This is a genomic window from Carboxylicivirga sp. M1479 (genome assembly GCF_007097485.1).
Classification (GTDB): domain Bacteria; phylum Bacteroidota; class Bacteroidia; order Bacteroidales; family Marinilabiliaceae; genus Carboxylicivirga.
Genome location: NZ_VKDE01000001.1, coordinates 403696 through 427840, shown reverse-complemented (window position 1 = coordinate 427840; position 24145 = coordinate 403696). Strand labels below are relative to the sequence as shown.

The following is a 24145-nucleotide window of genomic DNA, read 5'->3' as shown; positions in this document are numbered from 1 at the left end:
AAATACGAATAATAGCCTCCATATCTAGCTTTAAAACAAAATACCAGCTCAACTACAGCCTCTCAGCGGTATAGCATATTAACAAACGCGATTCAATTTTAAAACATAAAAAAAGAGGATGCCGTAATTTTGGACACCCTCCTTTTTGTTTACATATCGAATGAGGTTTCAATTAAGGCATCTTATACATGAATGCATTGATATTCATACCTGCACCAACAGATGTCATCATTACATTATCACCGCTTTCCAAAGAGTGATCCTTTAATTTTCCTTTACAAATCAAATCAAACAAAGTTGGAACGGTAGCAACACTACTATTACCCAACTCACTAATGGTCATTGGCATTACGCTCAAATCCACATTTCGCTCTCCGTACAACCTGAAAAGACGTTTTAAGATGGCTTCATCCATTTTTGCGTTGGCCTGATGAATCAATACCTTTTTCACATCTTTCAGCTCCATATTATTCTTATCTAAACACTCTTTTGCCAATTGAGGTACAGTAGATAAAGCATAGTTATATAAACGACGACCATACATTTTTAAAAATAGGTTTTCGCCCTTTAACTCCTCGTTGTACGGATTATCCATACGTAACAAGTCAATATGCTCTTCAGTATCTGTTTGTACGGCATGCTTTAAAATACCAATTGGTGTTTCGCTCTCGCGAGCCTCCAATAATACAGCTCCTGCTCCATCAGCAAAAATCATCGAATCCCTATCGTGTGGTTCCATGGCTCTACTCAAAGTATCGGCCCCTATTACCAAGGCACTTTTAGCATCGCCCGACTTAATGTAGTAATTAGCCTGTATCATTGCTTGTGTCCAACCAGGACAGCCAAAAGTAATATCGTAGGCAATTGTTTTTGGGTTTTTAATGCCCAACTTGTACTTTACCCTCGAAGCCAATGTTGGAAGAATATCAGGATAAATTGTCCCATAACGCATATCTCCAAGGTTATGTGCAATGATGATATAATCTAATTTCTCCTTATCAAAGCCAGCATCTTCGAGTGCTGCTTTGCCTGCGAACATGGCTAAGTCCGATGTAACATGGTTCTTTTCTGCACAACGTCTTTCAGCAATATCCGTTATCTGTTCAAATTTCTGAACAATCTCCTGCCCCTCAGTCTCAATAACAGTTCCATCCTCATTATAGAATGTATTACCGATGAAATCGGCATTGGCTTTAACCACAGGAGGAATGTAGCTACCTGTACCGGTGGCAATTGCATAAATTTCAGCCTTTGAATTCATTGTTTTATTTTTTCTAATATCAAACTATAAGTGCTAATCGAAATACCTTAATTCAAACATATTTTCATCCAAAATGGCATATGAAAAATGTTGTATCCAGTCACCTAAAAACATGAGCTGGCTTTCGGGTCCCACACAGACCATACGTGCCACATGGCGGTGACCAAAAACAAAGTAATCGACCTTTTCTTCCTTTAAATATTCTTTGGCATACAATACAGCGAACTCTTTATCGTCGCCCATGTATGTATCTCCATATTCCTTGTTATTCTTTTCTCTACTCTTACCCGACCAAAAATTAGCCAAACCTATTCCGCAATTTGGATGTATTCGAGCAAATAACCACTGTGCAAACTTATTCGTAAAAACAGATTTAAGCAAGTTATAACGCTTATCGTAACTTCCCAAGCCGTCGCCATGTGCCAAAAACAACTTTTTACCATGAATTGTTTTAACAACAGGCTCGCGATATACTTTAACACCACATTCTGACTCTAAGTAATCGAAAAGCCAAATATCGTGGTTCCCTGTAAAAAAGTGGATGAGTATGCCTCGGTCGCTTAATTCTGATAGTTTCCCTAAGAATCGTGTAAACCCACGTGGCACAACACGCTTGTATTCAAACCAAAAATCGAATATATCACCCATAAGGTAAAGCTCTGAAGCCGTATCCTTTATCGAATCGAGCCATGCAACAAATCGTTGCTCATGGCGGCGATGATCTTTAATTCCGGGGGCACCTAAATGCACGTCAGATGCAAAATATATTTTTTTGCTTGTTTCCAAGTTGGTATTGCTATTTATAATAAGCCGACAAATATATTAGAAAAATAAGGCATCTCCTAACTTAATAGTTTGTCATAATCAGTTGTTGAACAAACAAATAAATTAGTCGAATACTCCACGTTAACAGCTTTTAAAGAGTGTACTAATAAGCAAAAAGCCGTAATCAATAATGACTACGGCTTTTAGATAGTATATTATTACTTATAATATTTCAGAAAGCTTCTCGTTTAAGCGACTGCCAAATAGGTTCTTACCAATAATTTCACCTTGACGGCTTATAATGTAATTCGATGGCATTTGCTGTATATTGTACAACCTTGCTGGCTGAGAACTGGTATATCTTAAATCACTTACATCAATCCAGCTATATCCCTCTTTCTTAATGGCATTCTCCCAAAGAACTTTACTCTTATCCAGTGAAACAGAATAAACCTCTAGTCCTTTCTTATTGTATTTGGCATACATCTTTTTCAAGTGACGATTTGAGGCCACCGATTTTTCATCCCATGAAGCCCAAAAATTTACAATAATGGTTTTCCCCTCAAGCGACGATAACTTTATAGTATCACCTTGAACGGTTGGTGCCTCAATATCGATGTATCCGCTCTGAGCACCCTTTGAAGCCATTAATTCTTCAGCAAATTTCTGACGTTGCTGTTGAGTTTTAGCGCCCAACACATAATTATACAAGTGTGTTGCTCTTTCCGAATCAGGATAATACAAGTTTAAGCTAGTTGCCAAAGTAGAAAAGTATACCTGATCTTTTTTATCAAACACGTTTAATACCGAGGTATTATCATCCAGGGTTTGAAACAAAGAGTAGTAACCGGCAAACGAACGTGGGTTTTCCATTATAAACTCGCCAACAAAAGTTTTATGAGCTTCTAATTTATCCATGTATTCCTTTTCCAAAGCAGTTCTTTCTTCTTTGTTATCCTTACTTGTTGCCTGGTATTTAGCAACTAAAGTATTCAACTCCTGATTAAGAATTCTTATGCGTTTATTAAACATTTGAATATAAACCGATCCGATAGAATTTTTAAGTCGATAGCTCGTTTCTAAATTCTTTACATCAGCATGTACCTCAATTGTTTCAATACTATCGGCTAAAAGTGTGATGTAATTTTTATCACTTAGCTTTAATATTAAGAAAGTAGGCTCACTAAGGCGCTCCTGCTTAAATTCAAAATTTCCATTCTTAATCTTAGTGGAATCAATGGTAATGGTCTGATTAAGATCCATGCGTTGCAAATAGATCATGGTATCATCAGCACCTTCAATGTGTCCATTAACAATGTATTTATCGCTATTTGTACACGATACTGCCAATAGAGTTATTAATAATAAAAACAGTCCCTGTTTCATATATAATTTCAGTTGATTAAACTAGTTAGTTCCCTTATCCCGGAGGCTTTTTAAACGCCCAAATATAGGATTAATTTTTAATTAATTGTTGTACACTCTGGCTTAGCTCTTCCAGTTCAGTCCCTCTTTTGACAATCATTTTATTTTTGTCAAGCAGTAACAACTTTGGCACTTGACTGAGTCCTAAATCATTTAATACAGGCGATTGCATTCCCTTTAAGTCGGATAAATGCAAAACAGCTAAACGATCTTCTTTAATGGCTCTCAACCACTCTTCTTTGTTGTCATCCAAAGAAATCATCAGCAACTGTAAGCCCTGTTGGCGATACGACCTGCTCCATCGCATAAGTTGTTTAGTAAGCTGTCGTGAAGCTTTATCGTCAGATTGCCACAATACCACGAGGCTCGGTTGTTGAATTAAACTATCCAAATTCATGACTTGATCCCAGGCGTTTGGCACCAATAATGTTGGTAATCGACGACCCGCTTTTGACTTAGATTCAAATAAATTACGCTGCATTAGCGAGTCAACTTGCTGCTGTAATTTTTGAACCGCCTGGTAATGCGAATACTGCTTATTCAACTGGTTAGTGTATTCATTTATTCTTTCGGCATGTTTATCGGGAGTAAAAATCCAATGGTTACCTGCTTTTAATTGCAAAGTCATCAAAGGCAATAAGGTGGTGAGGTGTTTGTTTGTTATTTTTTCAACCTGCTGTGATGCAGAACTGAGTTGCTTATCTATTAAGCGATATACCGAATCGCGAACAGCCCAATAGTTTCTGCTTACCATCGAATCTGGTATATTACTAACGATAGACGAAATTTGTGTATTCAAGTCTTCAACAAAGTCATGGCATTTCCAAAGGGCTTTCGTTTCATCATTTCCTTTCACTTCAAAATTAAGTCGATCAATACTAAAATCGCCACTAATACTAAACGGCATGCCTGAACTAATAATTAAGGTGGCTACCTTTTTTTCTTGTATGCGTAATTCATAAACACTCTCCGGAATAGAATCTTTTCGAAAAGCATAATGAAAGCTTTCCTCTTCAAGTACAGCTTCATCAAAGAATTCATATTCATCCCCTAAGCGAAACAATTGTACAGGCCCTTCGATCTTCGCATCTGGCTTTATTAGAAGATAGGGTACTTTTTGTGGCTTTGAACATCCAAGCAGTAGACAGGCTAAAATAGTAACTAATAGAACTTTCATCTTGTAGCAGTTTATACAAAAATAGAAAAAGAACTAATTAACACCGCTAAAAATTCTTGTTGCTATAATTTACATTTATGGTATAAGTATTGTACTTTGAGTAGAGCACATCTTTTTATTACTTAAACACAAACAATTACACTAAAAACCACAGGTATAATTAGCATATTATGGAATTTTGAATAATTTTAGTCGGTTATTTAATTTTTCAGGCTACCAAAAATTAGATAGCTATTTGTTAAAATTTGAATTAAAAATCAGCCTTATGGAAAACAACGGGTATTTATCATACATAGAAACAGCGCTTACCGAATATGGCGACTTAGATGCTTTTAGTGATTTTATGGGTGGTACGCTCAATTACAATCAAATTGGTGAGCGCATAGTTGGCTTGCACCAGCTTTACAAAACCATTGGTATTAATAAAGGTGATAAAGTGGCTCTAATAGGACGGAACATGACAAGCTGGGCCGTTATTTATCTGGGTACTATTTCCTACGGTGCTGTTATTGTACCTATTTTGCCAGATTTTAATTCGAACGACATTCACCACATTGTTAATCATTCAGAGGCTAAACTTTTATTCTCTACCGATTTATTGTTTGACAAACTGGATGAAACAAAAATGACCAAGCTGGCAGGTATAATTTCTATTAACCAATGCCTGACACTTGTTGACAACCATAGCTGCGAACTCACAAAAGCTGTTAACAATTTGCAGCCTCTATTTAAAGGCGACGGACAGAGCTTTAAGCCGGAACAACTACAATTTCCAATTATCGGCAGTGAAGAAGTAATGGTACTATCCTATACTTCTGGTACATCGGGCTTTTCAAAAGGTGTACTTTTGCCCCATCGCAGCATATGGTCAAACATAAAATATGCCCAGGAGCACCTCATCTTAAAACCTCGCGAAAGAGTGGTTTCGTTTCTTCCATTAGCACATGCATATGGATGTTTGTTCGAATTTCTGTGGCCCTTTACCATGGGATGCCACATCACCTTTTTAACCCGTACGCCATCTCCACAAATTATTACAGAGGCTTTTCGTAAAGTTAAACCCCACATCATTTTGTCGGTACCTTTAATTCTTGAAAAGATATTTAAGAAACGTGTACAACCACAGTTGGAAGAACCGAAGGTTAAAACACTTTTGAAGATATCAGGACTAAATAAAATCGTTTACAACAAAGTTAAAAAGAAGTTAGTTGATGTGTGTGGTGGCCAGTTTCGCGAGATTATTATTGGAGGAGCTGCACTAAATAAAGATGTTGAATTGTTCCTGCGTAAAATAGAATTTCCGTTTACCATTGGTTACGGCATGACAGAATGCGGGCCTTTGATTAGCTACGCCCCCTGGACCGAATCACAAAAATTCTCAGCTGGCCAATTAGTCGATCGCATGGAAGTTAAAATAGCTTCCAACGATCCGTATAATGAGGTAGGCGAAATTTTAGTTAAAGGGGATAACTCATTGCTTGGCTACTACAAAAACGATGAAGCCACTGCCGAAATATTCACTGAAGATGGTTGGATAAAAACAGGTGATTTGGGAGTGATTGATGAGCAAAACTTCATCTACATAAAAGGCCGAAGTAAAAACATGCTTCTTGGTGCATCGGGACAAAACATATACCCTGAAGAAATTGAAGCCACAATTACATCGATGGAATATGTACAAGAATGCCTGGTGAGGGATAATGACGGAAAACTTGAGGCGCTCATTTATCCCGATTACGAAGCAACGGATGCCGAAAAACTATCAAAACAACAGATAGAAGATAAATTGCAAGGCATTAAAACAGCTGCCAATAAACTTTTACCTGCTTATATGAATATTCAAAAAGTGACACTCTTTCCTGAAGAATTTGAAAAAACACCAAAGAAGAGTATAAAACGCTATAAATACATCAAATAGAACAACACTAAAAAACACATTTTAAGCTACTTAATCTAAAAGTAGCTTTTTTTACACCACACCGAAACCTAACAAAAGTCATAACGTAAGCTGTACGTGCACATTATATTTGCACCGCTTAAATAAGTTGCAAGCAAAACTAACTGACGATACAGAATTGAGGGAGAAATTATGGGAATGGAGTCATTTGTGATCAGGCTGATCGTAATCATTATCACAACAGGTTCAGTCGGGTATTTTATTTTACGATTATTGTATAAGGGTAGTATCTTTTTTAGGATTGGTGCCCTGTGGATGATTAATGTATTTTTAACCGTGCTCAACAGCCGAATCCATTACACAAAACCGGAAGCATATCCGTTTTGGGCCGCCTTACTGGCCGGAATAGTGGTGACAGGGTTATTACAATACATTGTTTACCTACAGATAAAGAAACCACTTTCGAAAATTACATTAAAACTTAAAACCTTGGCGAATGGACACTTATCATCTGGTACTGAAGCCTACAATGCGCCCATAAAAGGTGAACTTTTTGAAATACACTCAGCCATTAACAACCTGGAGAACACACTTGGCAATGTTATAAGCCAGGTAGGAAAATCGGCCAACAGCTTAAACCATATGGGTGGCAGCCTTAATCAAACATCCACTAAAATATCGGGTGTTGCTAGCCAACAGGCTTCAGGCATTGAAGAAATCTCATCGTCGATGGAAGAAATGGCGGCCAATATTGATGCGAACAATCAGAATGCGAATGCCACAAAAGACAACTCAAGCGCAGCCAGTCAGTCGGTTGACGATAGTTTTGCAAGTGCTCAGCAGGCCTTAAAAGCCATGCAGCAAATTAACGACAAAATTAAGGTGATTGATGAAATAGCCGTTCAAACCAACCTATTGGCACTCAATGCAGCCGTAGAGGCTTCCAGAGCCGGAGATGAGGGGCGTGGCTTTTCGGTGGTTGCTGGTGAAGTTCGAAAACTGGCTGAACGAAGTAAGGTGGCAGCCAAAGAAATTGACGATTACTCAAAGCATGGTAACGAAGTAACAGAAGATGCTTTACACAAGTTGGAAATAACGGTTCCTCTTATCAAACAAAATGCTGAATTAATAGCTGAAATAGCCTCATCGAGCGCCGAACAAAATATGGGCGCATCTCAGATAAACAATGCCTTACAAGAAATAAACCGAAGCACACAAGGCAACGCGGCCATATCTGACGAAATGTCGGCTAGCTCGGGCCACATGGTGGAGCAAGCCAATGCCCTTATTAAGCAATTACGTTTCTTTAAATTTGATTCAGAGGAGTAAGTTGTAAAAAAAGTTACTAATCAGTTTCATTTAGCTCACATCAAATCTGGGAATATCAAGCGTTTGCTATTAATTATATGGTTCATTAAGGTGTATTGGCGTACAATTAAATTTATGAGAAGCAGCGGAATTTAAAGGAGTTACGTATCAGGCGAGGCTACACATTATTAAAAGATCTAAATGGCAGAATTGACGGAGTTGATTAGAACTACTATTACCAGAATACAGCCAGAGATAGCTATTACTACCACATATTGCTAACGACGGGTTTAATTAATTTATTAATACTTTTTCAGTTATATCTATTTTCTTAATCAAGTCTTTTATACCCAAGCTATACATATTTGAATAGTATCCTCTTGATGAATCTAAAAAGCCCAAAAGCTTCTCATTATTCTCTGATATATCAAATTTGGATGTAAATGTCAGTCTTTGTTTAGAGTTATTTTCTTCACGTACAGTTAAGTTTTCCTTATTTGGATACTCCTTTGAGTTATTATAACTTCTTATTAGCATGGATAAAGTATATAAAAACATATGTGAATCTTCTTCATCTACATTATCAGGTAATATTGATTCTACTTGAATAATTAATTCCTGAACAGAGTACTTGTCATTTTTCAAATTATTATAAATAGAATTGTGTTTAAACTTGATGTAAATAAGTAATATAAATAGACTTGGCACTACATAATTATTAGCAGCAAATTGCGTTAAAACTAACCTTGCATGAGCAAATATTTTTTCTTGAACTCTTAATGTTACTCTTTCATAGTTAAACAGTGAGGCAGCGAACTTAATGAATGTTGAACTATCTTTTTGTAAATCACTATATTTAAGCCGCTCTTCCCCTGCGAAGAATTCATCAAATCCATAATATCCATATAAATAATTTGTAAAAGCCTGTATATCAGGTTCAGGTATGGAATATTCGATATCAATGAACCGTCTTAAATATTCATTTGAATCTATCAAATCACTTCCATAAACACCTCGAACTGCATTTCCTAATTGAACTTTGTCAATCGATAAAACAAAAACAATCCCAGGAACAGAAAATAAATGTTTTAACTGCTCCAATAACTCGACTGCATAATTTGGTCGACATCTATCTAATTCATCTATTATAAAAACAACTGGTTTGTTATTTGTTATCTGGGAAACAAATTTACCTAAGGAGTCTTTGAACTCTAAAATTCCTTTTTTCTTATTTGTATAAATTTCAATTTGTTCTTGAAATCCATCAGCTACACTACTTGAAGTTTGATTTATAAATTCTTTTACGAAATCATTTCCCACATGCCTTTCGACTTGGGTTTTAAGCAAACCTAACGCTAAGTTTTTTGCCAGAGGAACAGCTTTGTTGATAACATTTTTAAATGATTCTTCGTTTTTCGAAGTTTTTAATTCTTTTAATTCAGAAATCAGTGAGACTAATATATCTTGCTCAAAATCATTTTCCCAAGCATTAAAATATAGCGTTTTAAAACCCTCGTTGTCTAGGTATTGCTCCCACATCTTTACAAATGTAGTTTTTCCTGTTCCCCATTTGTTGTCAATTGCAAGAACAAATCCGTCACTAAAGTTTTTAACGATATCGGTTAATATGAAAGCGTATTCCTCTCGTCCAAGCTTGCAATTAAAGAATGGTTCTGTTTTGTTAATTTCTATATCGTTATGTCTGATTTTCATATCTCGTAGAATGTCTGTTTAACTTGGCGCTAACTCAAATGTATCATCAACCTAGATTATCTCAAATATAGAAAAACATTTAAGCAATGATACTCCACTAAATTTTAATCGATAATTTTATCACAAGTTTGATCATAAAGAAAAAATACGATTATCACCTCTTGTCCATTCCCGAATGATATTTCCCCAAAATTTATGGCACATCAACTGCCACTACTTATACAAACCTTGTGCTTAGTACATTCTATGAAATACCATCTTTAAAATTCATATCAAAAATGATATTCGAACAATAAAAGCCTGATTTCTCTATAGCTTTTCTAGAAGCAACGTTATCTAAGGTAGTTGAACAAATTGGTTTTCTTCCAGCTTTTAAAACTCTGTTTACTTGCATTTTCATGATTTGTGTGGCAAGTCCTCTACCTTGAAAATTTCGATTTACGATAATTCCCAAATCTGCAATTTTAGGTTGAGAATCGCTCATTCTGCATTCACTTGTTGCCACGATTATTTCAGCTTCCTTAAGCATAAAAATCTCTTTTCTAGCCACAAGATTTTCGGTATAGCCAAATGTATCGTCCATGCCAACTTGTTCTTTAAGAAATAGTTTCACTAAAGGAATGTCATCTGTTGTTACCAACTCGACATTTAGATTAGTATTAAGCTCTACTTCTTTATTCAAATGCTGAAAACAAAAGGTGTTTGCCTTTACTGATTTTGAATGAACCAAACATGCATTAAATGCTACAGGTTCATTTGAACTCAGGCTTGCTGTTTTAATCAACCCACTTGAAATTAACTCTTTAATTACCTCATCCATCAATGACAGATGGTTTTTAGTCAGAAATATTTGAGTCAAACAACCTTCTTCGTTTATGCAACAATATCCTAAAGTTTCTTTGTCTTTTATAAGGTAATGCTGTGATGAACCTATATAAAGCTGTTCCCACATGGCGTCAATGGGAGCTTTTAGTGAAAGGTATAACTGCGACCTTAAGTCATTAATTGTTTCTGTAATATCTGTTTTAATAAAATTCATTGTCTTACTTTTTTCCATTCCATATAGTATTCAATTTCGTTTGTACTTTCCTCAATGGATTCTGAAAGAACACTGAATCCCTGTTGTTTATAAAATTGAATACTCTTGAAATTATTTTTATACACTTTAAGTTGGATTGCTTCCCTTTTACTTTTTATAAAGTCTAAAAGCTTTTTTCCGATGCCAGATCCCTGCATATTAGTCTGAACAAATATGGCTGCAAGGTAGTCTTCAACCATTGCTACAAATCCAACAATTTCTTCTTCATTAAGAGCTAAATAACATTCTGAGCCCGGCAAGTATTGTGTTGCCATAGCTTCTTTATTCTTTTCCCAATAATCATTTGGGATAAAGCTATGCGCTTGCACAGATACATTGTACCAAAGCTCAACTACTGCATTTATATCTTCATTACTTAATTCTCTTATCTCCATTAATTTCTATACTTTTCAATTAAATGTTGTTTAATGTCTGATAAAGGAAAATCAATGTCTCCTGCTAAGTAATTTATTGCAACCCCATCGAGCTCGGCAATAAACATATAGCTTAGAACATTTGCTTTTGCTTTATCCAATTTATTGAAAATACTTGTCACTGATTTTAAAATAAAAGTTGCTCTCTCACTTATTAAATCTTTGAGCACCTCTCTGGTTCGTGGTTGTAACATCGTATTTAAACTGAATTGAAAGAACATTTTATCAACTTCCAATTGAATAAAAAAAGATTCTAATAAGTCAACCAGTTGCTCATTAGGAGTCTTATTCTTCGTGTCAACTGCATTTATTTCAACAATCAATTGAGTTGTTTTTAGAAAAATCTCTCTTAGCAAACCGTCTTTAGATTTAAAATGATGAGAAATTAGCCCCTTGGACACATTTGCCTTTTCGCATACCACCGACAGAGGTGTATTTTCGTACCCTCTCTCAGAGAATAGTTTTGTTGCTATATCTATTAATTGCTCTCTCTTATCCATAAAAATACATCACTTTCAATTAAACTGACCGCCCGTGCAGTCGGTGCAAATGTAAATACATTTTTTTAATTCGCAAGAGAATTATTTTCAATAAGAAATTTTTGAAGAGTGAGGAAGTCTTTTGAGATTAAGAACAGCGGTTTCGCGACAAGGCGCCATGATGAATTTAAACAAGCAAACGTACTAAAACTCTACCGAGCCAAATCTTATATTTGTATTTATACTTTCCATTTCGAAAGTAATCCAAAAATTTAGCAGTGTTCGATTACAAACACAACTACCTAGAAATCATGAACGTAATTTACTATACGCGAGCGTGATGTGTATAGTTTTATATTATAGAGCTAATGTCTATTAACTCGAGATCATTCAACATTTTAGCCATACCAAAAATCCAGTAAGTTAGCTGTACAAGTTTCATTATTATATTACCCTCTCCAAATCCAATATATTTCAATACATGCGATGGTAAATTGATTACAAACAGTACCCAATTTAATGGATTTAAAACTTCTCTAAGTCTATGACGAAAAACACCTTTTGTTTTCATAAAGAGTCCGTTAACCGCAGGAATTATATCTTCATGATTACAAGCTACATTATTAAACACAGATACATTGTGCTGATGATACTGAGGAATATCTATCATTGGCGTTCTTAATACTAAGTCGGACTCCCTAGTAACCATGACCTTACCATCCTCAAGTCCAGCTTCTTTAAATAAGGACAGTGCTATCTCACTTTCTTCTATAAATTTATTGAAGTCGGTTAGGTGTAGTTTATGTAACTTTTTAATTTTTCTTAGTTTACTGTAATTAAGCAAGATTTGAAAAATGAGAGAGAATACAATAATTGCTATAAAAATTATCCAGAAATCCATCATTAATATGTTTTGTAGCCTAAAAGACCTTGTTTATAACATCGATACATGTTATCTCAAATATAGAAAACATTTAAGCAATGATACTCCACTAAAATTTAATCTATTATTTTACCACAAGCATAATCATAAAGAAAAATCCCATAATTCCTCCTAGTCCATTCCCGAATAATATATTTTCCAAAAATCATCACACATCATCTGTTTTAACTTCTAAACAACGCCATGCAAATAAGGGCTGACCATCATTTTTTGAAACAATCCCATTGCAAAATGACAAAATACCATCCCGAAATCATACAATCCCCCTTTGGAATGACAAAATACCAGTCGTTTACAAAATTTATGTGGGCATGAATGGTTCGCATGCGGTCTTCATTGATTTCTAAGCGAGATTATGTCATTCACGAATGGGCTGGAGTCATTTCTTTGCAGTCTTCACCAATTTTTTAGTGGGATTGAGCGAAAAAAATGACGTCGGCAGTTATTAATCAACAGTCTTCTGATAAAACAAAGAAGAATACAGCATTTGAACATGGTGTTTCGCCTAAAAGAATGAATTATACCGTTTGGTCAATAGAATGAGCTTTATTTTCAACCGCGTTTCAATAAAGCTTTTCATTGATTCAACGGCATTTACCAATGTAATTAGCAAAATGGCAAAAAGCTCATTTTGTAATACATTTGGTATTAAATGATAACAAATAGCCTTTAACGTTAATAATAGGGAGTAATGAACAAGTTTATTGGTGAATTAGGAGTTAAGACTGGTGAAGCCAGCAGCAACGGTAATCATTTGCCTTACCAGGCGGGTTCCTCATTTTTTTAGAAAAAACGAGGAGCAAAAAACTTTATTGAAAGAGGTGATTGCTACGCAACGGTAACGACTTTATTGTTTCAGACTTCCCTTCTCCTTCGTCGAAGCCGTCATTCAACAATAGTCCTACCTATTACTAGCTTTCAATACTTCGAAACACTGTTTCGAGTGGTAGAGTTCAAGCACTTCGCGCTTGTTGAGCATGGAACACAATCAATACCTTGCACTACGTACAAGGCTATTCGGGTATCATCCTTTCAGGATTTTGCCATTTGGTTGAAAGCTATTTCGAGTGTTGAAAATACCCATATTTTGGGTTGTTAGCTTACTGACCTCAGCAACGTAGATGGGCACCTTTCAATTGAAATGAGGGTAGAATTAAAAGCTGTTTGAGCCCGTTTTTTTTTCGGGTGAGTTCTTTTAATTCAGTGAATAAAATTAGAAAGGTCATCGAGTGCTGCCGTCAGCGGACTTTTTGTCTACTTTTGCGACTGTAGGCAAAAGTAGAAGCCTGTGCGGCTTGAGCACAAAAGATTCTTACTAATCTAAGCCAAGGATAGAATTTAAAGTTCAAGCACTTCGCGCTTGCTGAACATGGAACACAACCAACACCTTGCACTACGTACAAGGCTATTCGTGAATAATTGCAGATGCAATCTAGGGCAAGCGCATTTAAGACTTATACCTTTGCTCTAGCCGCAAGGGCTTTTCATTTTTGGCAACAGCCCCAAAAACGGAAACAAAAAAGGCCGCGACTGCACCACTCGCTTACCCAATAACTCAACGCTTCGGGAAAAATTTAAAGATTTGCAGCTTCGAGCCAAATTTTTCTACCCTCCACTTATGAGATTGGGTCCCAAGCTACGTTGGTGAGGTCGGTTGATTTACAGCTTTGTTTTAAAAAGGTTTGCCGTGAGATGCAATCCCTGAATTCTGATTATTTACTACTTTTATGGCAGAATAGAAAAGTGTGAAGAACGAACAGCGTATTAACATACCGGAGCTAGGAGAAGTAACCGTTAAGCTAAGCAGCAAGGCTAGGAGAATTAGCATTCGCTTAAAACCTTTTGCTGGCATTACGCTTATTTTACCACAGGATGCTGACATTAAGGAGGGTATTATTTTTTTAAAGGAGAAGCGACATTGGATACTTAAAAACTTGCAAAAACTAGAAGAGAAAGAACAGAAGCTGACTGTTTTTGATGAAAACACACGTTTTGCAAGCCGTTCGTTTGCTTTAAAAATTAGCAAACATGCGCACCCGAAAATAAGGCTGCAATTGAAAGATGGCCTGCTTCAGGTTTTTTACCCTGCTAATGTGCCAGTAAGTGCTCCCGAGGTGCAAGAAACCATCCGTTATGGTATTGAAGAGTCGTTACGCATGGAGGCCAAACGTTTTTTACCGGGGCGACTGGCATGGCTAGCCAAGCAACACAACATTCGCTATCAGAATGTGACCATTAAAAACCTTAAGTCGCGTTGGGGATCATGTTCAGCCACCAACAACATCAATTTAAATCTTCATTTAATGCGCCTGCCTGATCAACTGATCGATTATGTACTTTTGCACGAGCTATGCCATGTGCACGAGAAAAACCACGGTCCGCATTTTTGGGCACGTCTCGACATAATGTGTCATGGGCAAGCCAAACAATTGGATAAGGCGATGAAGGATTATCAAACAAAAATCTATTAGCATGAATTGGAATCAATTACTATCAACGATACGTACCGGACAAGAAAACATAAAAGAGATTAAACATGATCGCACCCAGTTTCAGCGCGATTATGATCGTTTGATATTTTCATCTCCATTCAGACGCTTACAGGATAAAACGCAGGTTTTTCCCTTGCCAGGCAGTGTATTTGTACACAACCGCCTTACCCATAGCCTTGAAGTGGCGAGTGTTGGACGCTCTCTGGCCAATAATATTTCAAACAAATTGATTGAAGGAGGTTTTGGCGATGCTGATTTGGTAAGTGAAATAGGCTCGGTGGTTGCTGCCGCTTGTTTGGCGCACGATTTGGGCAATCCACCCTTTGGCCACTCGGGCGAAGAGGCCATTGGTCATTATTTTTCGAATGGCGACGGCCAGCAGTTTAAAAGTCAATTAACACCATCGCAATGGACCGACATTACCCGCTTTGAAGGCAACGCCAACGCTTTGCGCATGCTAACCCATGCTTTTAAAGGGCGAAGAAAAGGTGGTTTTGCCATGACCTACACCACCATTGCGTCTATTCTCAAGTACCCCTACGAATCGGGAATAGGCAAAAAGAAATTTGGATACTTCCAATCGGAGAAAGAAACCTTTGAACACATAGCCACTAATTTAGGACTTAAGTTGCTCGATGCTGAAACTGGCACATACGCACGCCATCCGCTCGTATATTTAGTTGAAGCTGCCGATGATATTTGTTATCAGGTAATGGATATTGAAGATGCTCACAAGCTCAAGATATTATCCTACGAAGAAACACTGGACTTGTTAACTGCCTTTTTTGATAAAGAAAAAGAAGCCAAAGAGTTTGAGAAGATTGAATCGGTTTTTAAGGAGGTAAGCGACAAAAATGAGCGCATGGCCTTTTTGCGAGCCAAAGTTATTGGTAAGCTGGTTAATCACTGCACCGATATTTTCTGGAACAACCACGAGGCTATTCTTAATGGGCAATTTAGCAAAGGTTTAATAGATCATTTAAGCGGGCATGAGCTGGAAGCCATGGAAACCTGCAAACAAACAGCTTTCAAACGCATTTATAAACACCCATCGGTGGTGGAAATTGAAATTGCTGGTTACCGCATACTAGGCACATTGTTAGAAGAATTTATTAAAGCTGTAACCAATCCTGATGACTTCTATTCGAAAATGCTGCTTCCGTTTATTCCAGAGCAATTTGCCAGCGACAGCGACACCCCTTTAATAGATAAAATACAATCTGTTTTAGATTTTATTTCGGGCATGACGGATGTGTATGCACTGGATTTATACAAAAAAATAAGTGGCATTGGCTTGCAGTAGTTATACCACCTAAAAAATAAAATGCGCTGTTATAATGCCGATACATATTCATAGTGCTTTTAGGAGTGAAGCGAACGGAAAGCGCATTTTGAATAGTAATCGGTATTAAAAAGGATTCGATTAACATTTCACGTTCAAGCACTTTGCGCTTGATACCATAGGTCACATGATATACCTTGCACTACGTACAAGGCTATTCGGGTATAATCCTTTCATGATTTTGCTTTTGGATGGATCGTTGTTGCAAGTGGGGAAGTGGTTCGTATGAGAATAAACTCTCTGTTCTCCTTTAACTCTGCGGTAGTATTTTACATTTTTTTTGTTTTCAACGCTGTCGTGTTAATCAATGAAAGAGTAATGATAGAACGTTGGACATTTGCCTTATCAGGCAGATTCCTCATTTTTTTAGAAAAAACGAGGAGCAAAAAACTTTATTGAAAGAAGTGATTGCTACGCACCAGAGATGGATTTATTGCTACAGGCTTCCCCTTTCCTTCGTCAAGGCCGCCATGCTGCAATATCCACTCTTATCACTTACTTTCAATAGTTCGAAACTCTGTTTCGATTGGGGGAGTTCAATATTTAGTTTTTTTTTAGCGTTATGCAGTATGGCCTCTTTTAGAATTGGTTTCGTTTTAAAAAAAGCCTTGGTAAAATCGTGAAGCCGATCTCGATTATTCAGGAGAAGATCGCGCGGTTGCACTTTGCACAAGGCTATTTTGGGTTCATCCTTTCAGGATTTTCAACTTTTGCTTGCATTCCACTTTTTGAGAAAGCGCTGATGAATTAAAGTGAAACTAGTTTCTTTAGAGCCTTAAACCCGCAATATGCATTAGAAAATCTATTACACATTGAAATTGCTTCAAAACAAGTCACTCCGTTGTTTCATCTCAACTCACCAGAACGGTGCTATGTCTCGTTTCGATAAAACCTTGTTTTATTGCACTTTCAATGTTCATAACGACATTCTAATACATAATGCGGATTAAACCTTTATTGGAATAATATCTTTGGGCGAGATGCCTTTGACTTTTTTAAACATCATGGAAAACTTAGAAAGGTTTTGGTAGCCCAAATCATAACCAACATCCATTACCGAATAGTTACCTGTTTTGAGTAAACGGTAGGCCTCATCCATTTTAGCATGCGTATAAAACTGATATAAGGAACAATCGAAGAGGGCTTTAAAGTCGCGCTTGAGCTTTGATACGCTAATGCCAAACTCTTGTGCTATATCATCAAGTGAAATACGTTGATCAAAGCTCGACAACAACTTTTCTTTTATCTTGAGTAAACGCTCATAATCATCTACATGAAGCCCATGGAGGTTATTATTTTCGAAGTGATTTTTAGCACTCAAAAACAAGGATGAAAATACTTCAAAGCCACGTGCCATCACCATCATTTGTCCGCCAAATTCCACGTCTCTAAAATAGAAAATATCGTCGGTTAGCCGCTCAATCTCTTTCGATGCCTGCATGTGGTAAGCTATTGGCTGCTGGTCACCAAATAACTCATCGAAGATGTAAACTGCTTCGGGTATTAATTTTTCCAATGCTCGCTTATTAAATTTAAAAGCAACCGACTTATAATTGATACGGGCAGGTATTTCTGCTTTTAAAGGGAACAAGCCATTGTATACAAACACACCTTTGGAGGTATCTGCTTCATCAAGCTGCTTTTGATTGGAATAAAACTGTGTTAATTGCCCCTCTTTAATAATGTTTATATGGATGTAGTTGGGATCATCGTCGGGTTCCCGATCAATTTCCATTGCATTGGAACAGGTACCTGAAGCAATTAGCAACTCTATATCTTGTTCGTACTGATATGCGGACATATGAATATCAACAAGGGCATTCTTAACCTGATATTCTCCATTATTGACAGAACCACCAAAAAGCTTTTGTAAGGCTTGGTAATAATTAATGGCAGGCCCCTCTTTGGTTTTAACAATCGTTTTATCTGGCATATTGGTATTTATTAAGCGGCTATTAAATTACAAGAACTTCGAACACAAATCAAACATTGAGCTAAATGGGATACAGCTTGAACTTTTAGGATTCAAATCATGCATTCCAACACTGCATATTTGTATTGTAGTAATTAACTAAGTATTCATTAATTTTTTGAGTCATGAAAACGTTTAAATCAATTTTCGCATTAGGCATTTTTATTGTCGGTTTAAGTCTAACATCTTGCAGTAGTGATGATAAATATGTTGAACCACAAAATCCAGAGCACTTACCTGAATACCCAGGACCAGTTCATCCTATGGAACCAGTTAAAGAGCCTGTATAATTTAATACATTATTCTTTAATATTACTTTGAGTCGATATTCGTGACTCCGTATATACTAAAAGGTTGCTAGCCCACTTGGCTAGTGGCCTTTTTTTGTATTCGCTAACTTTTCTACTTAACACTCGTTATTCAACTAACTTTTTAGTTATATTTGACTAATCAAAAATCTAAACCTATGAAAACAAGCTTTTATCTTACCTTCCTTTTGCTATTAATAACATTGAGTAGCAATGCCCAAAACCAGTATCAATTGCTGTTGGCCGAAGGTCGCTACTCAGCGCTTATCGAACAACTATCAGCTCAGGAATCCACTCTCAGCCCAAGCAACAACTACTATTTAGCCATCGCCTATCAACAGAATGGATATCCACAAAAAGCCATCAATTGCTTACTAAAAGATTCGACTAACTTAAGCACACAACAATTAGATTTATTGAGCAGAAGCTATTTATCTTGTGGCCGATATAATGATGCTCTTCCCATCTGTGTACAGCGCTATAAAGAAGAACCCCAAAATATTGCCAACCTTTTACGGTATGCAGAGATTAACAGCGTTTATAAAAATTTTGATGCCAACATTAAACTACTTGAAACATATACTGAACATGATTCAACTAACCTAAGCATCAATACACTGCTGGCCGAAACATATGAAAAGGAAAAGTTATTTGATGCTGCAATGGATAGCTATAAGAAGATATTGGAGCAACACCGCGACAACCAAAAAATAGCGCAACGTTTAGCCAATATTTATTATCGCCAAAAAATGTATGTCGAGTGCCATGAGTTGTGCATGATTTACATCGAAAAGTTAGAGCTTAACAAAAACTTCTTGCTTCTTGCTTCTTGCGGGTTTGGCAAATTACAGGAACGGTTCGAACCACAATGCAAAAGTGATGTTCCAGCGCTTAGAAGCACAAGGCGATAGTTCGTTTATGACCAAAAAGCATTTGGGCATTACGCTTTACCGCCTAGAGAACTTTGATAAGGCAACAGTATACCTAAAAGCAGCCTTTAAAATTAAAGATACAGATCCTGAAGTCGCTTTCTTTTTAGGAGCTTCATTAGGGCAATCGAATCAACCCATGGAGGGATGTTATTATTTGTACCTCGCTCAATCCTTAATTAAACCATCGCCTGCTCTAATGGAAAAAACCAACGTAAAACTAGCCTTGATACACTTTGATACAGGTCATTACCAAATGGCTATTAATTATTATCACGAAGCTTTTAAATATGATAATAAAGCACAATACCTGTATCGTCAGGCAGTTATATACGATTATCAACTGAAAGATTTGAAAAATGCCAAAGAGATGTATGAACTGTTTATTAGCTCTCTACCAGAAGATTTAAATCCCAAAAAAGGGAATGATCGCTATGCGATTCAACTTAAAACAGTTGCCTCCAAACGACTGACAGCACTAACCGAAGAGGACTTTTTTAGAAACGGTATCTAATAACACGGATGACATCAATATTAACATCCTGAAAATATTGATGTCATCCGTTTTTATAAAAAATAAAAGCTGACTTGTATGAACAAGCCAGCTTTTTGAGAATAAAACTAAACAACTAATTATATTATAAGGCTTTTAAAGCAGCTTCGTAATCTGGTTCGTTGACAATATCATCTACCTGCTCGCTATGCGAAACTTTACCATTACCATCAATAACAACAACAGCGCGTGATAATAAACCTGCTAAAGGTCCATCTGTCATTTTAACGCCATAGTTTTGACTGAAAACTTCATCTTTATATTCTGATAAAGAAACCACATCATCTAAACCCTCAGCACCACAAAAACGAGCGTGAGCAAATGGTAAATCGCGCGATACGCACAACACTACTGTATTATCTTGCTTAGATGCTTCGCTATTAAAACGACGTACCGAAGCGGCACAAACACCTGTATCAACACTTGGGAAAATATTTAATACGACATTCTTTCCTTTAAAATCACCTAAAGAAACTTCGCTTAAATCAGTTTTTACTAATGAAAATTCCGGAGCCTCAGCTCCTACTCTTGGTAGGTCACCTGCTGTATTAACAGCCGAACCTTTGAATGTTATTTTTGCCATTTTGTTCTATAGTTTTGTTATGATTCCTAAACAACGCATTGAAGTCTTTTGTTTGCCCATAATCAAAAAAAATGGCTGAAAGTATTAATAACCTTCAGCCATTCCTGTGATAATGTATCACTTATCTCTTTAAAATTTATTCTTTCTTTTCTTCTTCCAAAAGGGCTTTTTGCACTTTACTCTCGTTGTAATAGGCAAAAAAGGAAACAACAGCTACCACCACAATGGTATAATAAACAAACGATGGTATTGGTACCGGATCACCTTTGGCATAAGAGTGCATCCCGGCTAAATAGTAGTTTACCCCCAGGTAGGTCATTATTACTGAACTAAAACCAATGACTGACCAAAAGTTGAAAGTTGTTAAACCTTTCATCCCCGGAATAAATCGCATGTGTAACATAAAGGCATATATTAAAATAGTTACAGCCGACCAGGTTTCTTTTGGATCCCAACCCCAATAACGTCCCCATGACTCATTGGCCCAAACACCTCCTAAAAAGGCACCTATCGTTAACAGATAAAGCCCTACCGTCATTGTCATCTCACTAATAGACGATAACTCTTCAATGGTTAAAGAAAATGCTTTATTGGTTTTGGTTGACTTGATGCCGAATAATATCAAATTCAGAAATCCTAACAAAGCTCCCAACGCTAAAAATCCGTAACTCGCTACAATAATGGCTACATGAATAGTTAACCAATAGGATTTTAATACTGGCACCAGATTCGTAATTTCAGGGTTCATCCAACTAAGGTGAGCCACCATTAAAATAATACCTGTGAAAAACGATGTGACAGATAAGGCTATTGGGCTTTGTTTACTAAATAACAACCCGGCCAACAAAGTACTCCAACCAATGTACAGCATCGATTCATAGCCATTACTCCATGGCGCATGGCCGGAGATATACCAACGAATGGCTAAACCAAGCGTATAAAGGGCGAAAGCCACCACAACCAATAACAAGCCTCCTTTTATCAACCACTTAAATTGCAATTGCGGTTTTACAAGCGTTATTAATTGGAAGAACAACAAGATTAAACCCAGTACCAAAAAGTAAGGCATCAGGCTCATAAACAATGAGCTGTTATTATAAAAAATCTCTATATCCTTTCTAACTTCAGATGGTAATATTTCACTTCCATATTTGCTCTGATAGTTGGCAATGGCAGTCATGTATTGGTTTCCTTCAATCACATTGCCCGATGAAAGGGCATTGATGTACATGCCAAATAAGTTACGTACCAACAAGCTATCTTCATGCGAGAAACCTTCCGATTTACTACCTGGCGCTAACCAAGATGCTTGCTGATCTGTTGGTTGAGGGAAAATACGCAGCAGGCTTCCCATTTGCGACATGTAAAACACATTAATCTGCTCATCAACCTTAACAGCTTCTTGCTCCAGTTTATTTCTATAGGCAGGTCGCTTACGGTACGAATCTTCAACTAACTCGCGAATTTTATACTGCCCCTTGGGAGTAAAGAAATCTTTAAAAGCAGCCTTTTTACCACTAATCTGAAGTTGTCCCTTCAGGTCATCGTGCTTCACTGTTATCATGGGCACAGTTTGCCAATAGGCGGGATCAACCATCATACTTAATACCACCTTATCAGCCGACCATCCTTTAAAGGTATGGTGCTTAGCCAATTTTCGAAGCACTTCGCTATTCAAGGTATTTAAAGGCTTCATGCGCCCTCCATTATCCTGCACCCACAATTGGCCAAAAGCTTCAGCTGACTCATCGCTTATCGCATGTGGTGGATTAATTTCGATGGCCATTAAAGGCGTACTCATCAAAGCAAACAGTAAAACCGTTAAGGTCTGCTTCTGTTTGTAAATTTCTGAAGTACGTTTTATCAACTGTCGGAAACGGGTATTAGGAGCTATTAAAGCGCCAAACATACCCAAGGTTAACAGCAAGTAACCTGCATAGGTCAACATTGTTCCCCACCAGTCGCGGTTAACAGATAACACGGTTCCCTTTTCGTCCATATCATATGATGACTGAAAAAAGCGATATCCATGGTAATTCAAAATGTTATTCATAAAAATACGACGATTTTCCACCAAGCCAGTACGTTCATCCTTTAGTGTTACTTCACTAGCGAATGAACTCGGACTTTCACTCCCCGGGTAACGCTCTAACTCAAACTTATTCAAATGTAAAGCAAAGGGTATATGAATTTTTTTAGTTCCATAGCTCACCTCAAATTGAACACCATCAATTTCTTCGGTATAAACCTGTCCTAACACATCCTTTTTTCCAAACACAAAGAAATCCTTGCGCTTATCACCCAACTCAGCCACAAACTTAATCGCATCAGGCAAGCCACGTCCTTGATCTCCTTCGACCGACACCGGCTCAATAACGGCACTTTCAACATAAGAACTTAACACCATGCGTAAATCGGCAATACTATATAATACACCATTAAATAATTTATGAAGCGAATCGGCAGCAAAAGTCTGACTGGTGCCTGTTTGCATTTGCATCATACTGGCCTCAACCGATGGCTTATAGTAAGGCATTCCATCTTTTACACTTAACACAATTGTTTGACCATTTTCCTGCGTTGGATTAAACGCAACACGATGCTCTCCCACCTTCACTTCGTCGCCTTCAAACAAAGAAAATTCCTGTCGGCCAGATGCCGCAGACAGAACCAAATTGATCACTTGCTTGCCCCCTGGCTTTTCAACTGATCGTGACATAGCCTGAGGAATATAAATAGTACTGCGTAGTTTGAGTTTCCCTTTAGGCGTTGAAAAACTACCCGAATACTCATTGGGACTCACAACAGAATACAAAACGTGCTCTTCATCCGTATCAGAATAGGCACCATCGCTCACCTTTACATTTACAAATTGCTCGCTGGATAATATATCGCTCGACTCTTCGCCCTCTCTAATGTGCATTACTCCTTCGTAGCCAATGTAGCGCGTTACAGCTGCTCCTACAATAATGAGTAAAAACGATAAGTGAAAAACTAGACCTGGTAACTTTTTTAAACTAAAGCTTTTAAACTTGATTAAATTACCTAACATATTAATGGCCAAAATAACAAACACCAGTTCGAACCACCATGCATTATAAACCAATGCTTTAGAAGCATTAGTACCAAAATCATTTTCAATAAAAGTAGCAACACCAAGTACTGCTGCCAGGAACAATAACAAACTACCCATCAGCCAATAGGCAGTTAAAAATTCAAATAACTTCTTCATATTTTAATCAATTGGATTTACTAAACATTTTTATAATAGTGCTACCAAAGCAGGCAAACATATATACCTCCCGAGAAAGCGAGCTCAAAATAGCAAATAAGACCAAGAAATCTTTAATTAATTCTATATTTTTTGCATTAAGAAAAAAGTACTTGAATTACCCATTTACCGGGTTCGCTTCGCTGTCAAATTCATCATTAAAAAAACAACCTTTTAAGCGAATGGACGTAAGCTTGGCTCAATCCAATTCAAGT

19 protein-coding genes are annotated in these 24145 nt (G+C 37.0%); 7 read left to right on the top strand and 12 right to left on the bottom strand.

Annotation, left to right across the window (positions count from 1 at the left end; translation table 11 throughout):
- Positions 1-172: 172 nt before the first annotated feature.
- The 4 genes from FNN09_RS01795 to FNN09_RS01780 form a co-directional block, all read right to left on the bottom strand.
- On the bottom strand, positions 173-1261 hold the full coding sequence (locus FNN09_RS01795) for a 3-oxoacyl-ACP synthase III family protein (RefSeq protein ID WP_143299752.1): 1089 nt from the start codon (positions 1259-1261) through the stop codon (positions 173-175).
- Positions 1262-1294: 33 nt separating this feature from the next.
- Positions 1295-2047 (bottom strand): UDP-2,3-diacylglucosamine diphosphatase, encoded by a 753-nt coding sequence (locus FNN09_RS01790; RefSeq protein WP_143299751.1) that lies wholly within the window; start codon positions 2045-2047, stop codon positions 1295-1297.
- Between the two features lie 201 nt (positions 2048-2248).
- Positions 2249-3412 carry a TlpA disulfide reductase family protein gene (locus tag FNN09_RS01785; protein ID WP_143299750.1) on the bottom strand — a complete coding sequence of 388 codons (1164 nt, stop codon included), beginning with the start codon at positions 3410-3412 and terminating at the stop codon, positions 2249-2251.
- A gap of 70 nt (positions 3413-3482) precedes the next feature.
- Complete coding sequence (locus tag FNN09_RS01780; RefSeq protein ID WP_143299749.1) at positions 3483-4628, bottom strand: thioredoxin family protein; 1146 nt, start codon at positions 4626-4628, stop codon at positions 3483-3485.
- A 265-nt stretch (positions 4629-4893) separates the two neighbouring features.
- On the opposite strand from FNN09_RS01780, the gene FNN09_RS01775 reads away from it, so the two are divergent.
- Together FNN09_RS01775 and FNN09_RS01770 are read left to right on the top strand one after the other, a co-directional pair.
- The gene (locus FNN09_RS01775) at positions 4894-6546 is read left to right on the top strand and encodes an AMP-binding protein (RefSeq protein ID WP_143299748.1); all 1653 of its coding nucleotides are present in this window, start codon (positions 4894-4896) and stop codon (positions 6544-6546) included.
- A gap of 177 nt (positions 6547-6723) precedes the next feature.
- On the top strand, positions 6724-7854 hold the full coding sequence (locus tag FNN09_RS01770) for a methyl-accepting chemotaxis protein (RefSeq protein WP_185968813.1): 1131 nt from the start codon (positions 6724-6726) through the stop codon (positions 7852-7854).
- A 273-nt stretch (positions 7855-8127) separates the two neighbouring features.
- Here FNN09_RS01770 and FNN09_RS01765 read toward each other — a convergent pair whose 3' ends face one another.
- The 5 genes from FNN09_RS01765 to FNN09_RS01745 all read right to left on the bottom strand — a co-directional run bounded on the left by FNN09_RS01765 (position 8128) and on the right by FNN09_RS01745 (position 12438).
- Complete coding sequence (locus tag FNN09_RS01765; RefSeq protein ID WP_143299746.1) at positions 8128-9546, bottom strand: P-loop NTPase fold protein; 1419 nt, start codon at positions 9544-9546, stop codon at positions 8128-8130.
- A 244-nt stretch (positions 9547-9790) separates the two neighbouring features.
- Complete coding sequence (locus FNN09_RS01760) at positions 9791-10585, bottom strand: GNAT family N-acetyltransferase (protein WP_143299745.1); 795 nt, start codon at positions 10583-10585, stop codon at positions 9791-9793.
- Positions 10582-11019, bottom strand: coding sequence for a GNAT family N-acetyltransferase (locus FNN09_RS01755; RefSeq protein ID WP_143299744.1), 438 nt, complete (start codon positions 11017-11019; stop codon positions 10582-10584). Before FNN09_RS01755 ends, FNN09_RS01760 begins: the two co-directional genes overlap by 4 nt.
- Positions 11019-11558 carry a TetR/AcrR family transcriptional regulator gene (locus FNN09_RS01750; protein ID WP_143299743.1) on the bottom strand — a complete coding sequence of 180 codons (540 nt, stop codon included), beginning with the start codon at positions 11556-11558 and terminating at the stop codon, positions 11019-11021. Before FNN09_RS01750 ends, FNN09_RS01755 begins: the two co-directional genes overlap by 1 nt.
- A 331-nt stretch (positions 11559-11889) precedes the next feature.
- Entirely contained in the window at positions 11890-12438 is a 549-nt protein-coding gene (locus FNN09_RS01745; RefSeq protein ID WP_143299742.1) for a hypothetical protein, read from the bottom strand.
- A gap of 1787 nt (positions 12439-14225) precedes the next feature.
- Between FNN09_RS01745 and FNN09_RS01740 the strand changes: the two genes are divergently transcribed.
- Entirely contained in the window at positions 14226-14951 is a 726-nt protein-coding gene (locus FNN09_RS01740) for a M48 family metallopeptidase (protein WP_221932396.1), read from the top strand.
- Between the two features lies 1 nt (position 14952).
- Positions 14953-16275 (top strand): deoxyguanosinetriphosphate triphosphohydrolase, encoded by a 1323-nt coding sequence (locus FNN09_RS01735; protein WP_143299741.1) that lies wholly within the window; start codon positions 14953-14955, stop codon positions 16273-16275.
- 985 nt (positions 16276-17260) lie between these two features.
- Here FNN09_RS01735 and FNN09_RS01730 read toward each other — a convergent pair.
- Positions 17261-18247 (bottom strand): AraC family transcriptional regulator, encoded by a 987-nt coding sequence (locus FNN09_RS01730; protein WP_143299740.1) that lies wholly within the window; start codon positions 18245-18247, stop codon positions 17261-17263.
- Between the two features lie 164 nt (positions 18248-18411).
- On the opposite strand from FNN09_RS01730, the gene FNN09_RS21055 reads away from it, so the two are divergent.
- The 3 genes from FNN09_RS21055 (at position 18412) to FNN09_RS01720 (ending at position 20037) form a co-directional block, all read left to right on the top strand.
- The gene (locus tag FNN09_RS21055) at positions 18412-18576 is read left to right on the top strand and encodes a hypothetical protein (RefSeq protein ID WP_185968812.1); all 165 of its coding nucleotides are present in this window, start codon (positions 18412-18414) and stop codon (positions 18574-18576) included.
- A 176-nt stretch (positions 18577-18752) separates the two neighbouring features.
- Positions 18753-19505, top strand: a complete 753-nt coding sequence (locus FNN09_RS01725) for a lipopolysaccharide assembly protein LapB (RefSeq protein ID WP_143299739.1) — start codon at positions 18753-18755, stop codon at positions 19503-19505.
- Positions 19474-20037, top strand: coding sequence for a lipopolysaccharide assembly protein LapB (locus FNN09_RS01720; RefSeq protein WP_143299738.1), 564 nt, complete (start codon positions 19474-19476; stop codon positions 20035-20037). Before FNN09_RS01725 ends, FNN09_RS01720 begins: the two co-directional genes overlap by 32 nt.
- Positions 20038-20161: 124 nt before the next feature.
- Here FNN09_RS01720 and tpx read toward each other — a convergent pair whose 3' ends face one another.
- Together tpx and ccsA are read right to left on the bottom strand one after the other, a co-directional pair.
- On the bottom strand, positions 20162-20659 hold the full coding sequence (gene tpx, locus FNN09_RS01715) for a thiol peroxidase (RefSeq protein ID WP_143299737.1): 498 nt from the start codon (positions 20657-20659) through the stop codon (positions 20162-20164).
- A 136-nt stretch (positions 20660-20795) separates the two neighbouring features.
- Positions 20796-23891 carry a cytochrome c biogenesis protein CcsA gene (ccsA, locus tag FNN09_RS01710; protein ID WP_143299736.1) on the bottom strand — a complete coding sequence of 1032 codons (3096 nt, stop codon included), beginning with the start codon at positions 23889-23891 and terminating at the stop codon, positions 20796-20798.
- Between the last annotated feature and the right edge of the window lie 254 nt (positions 23892-24145).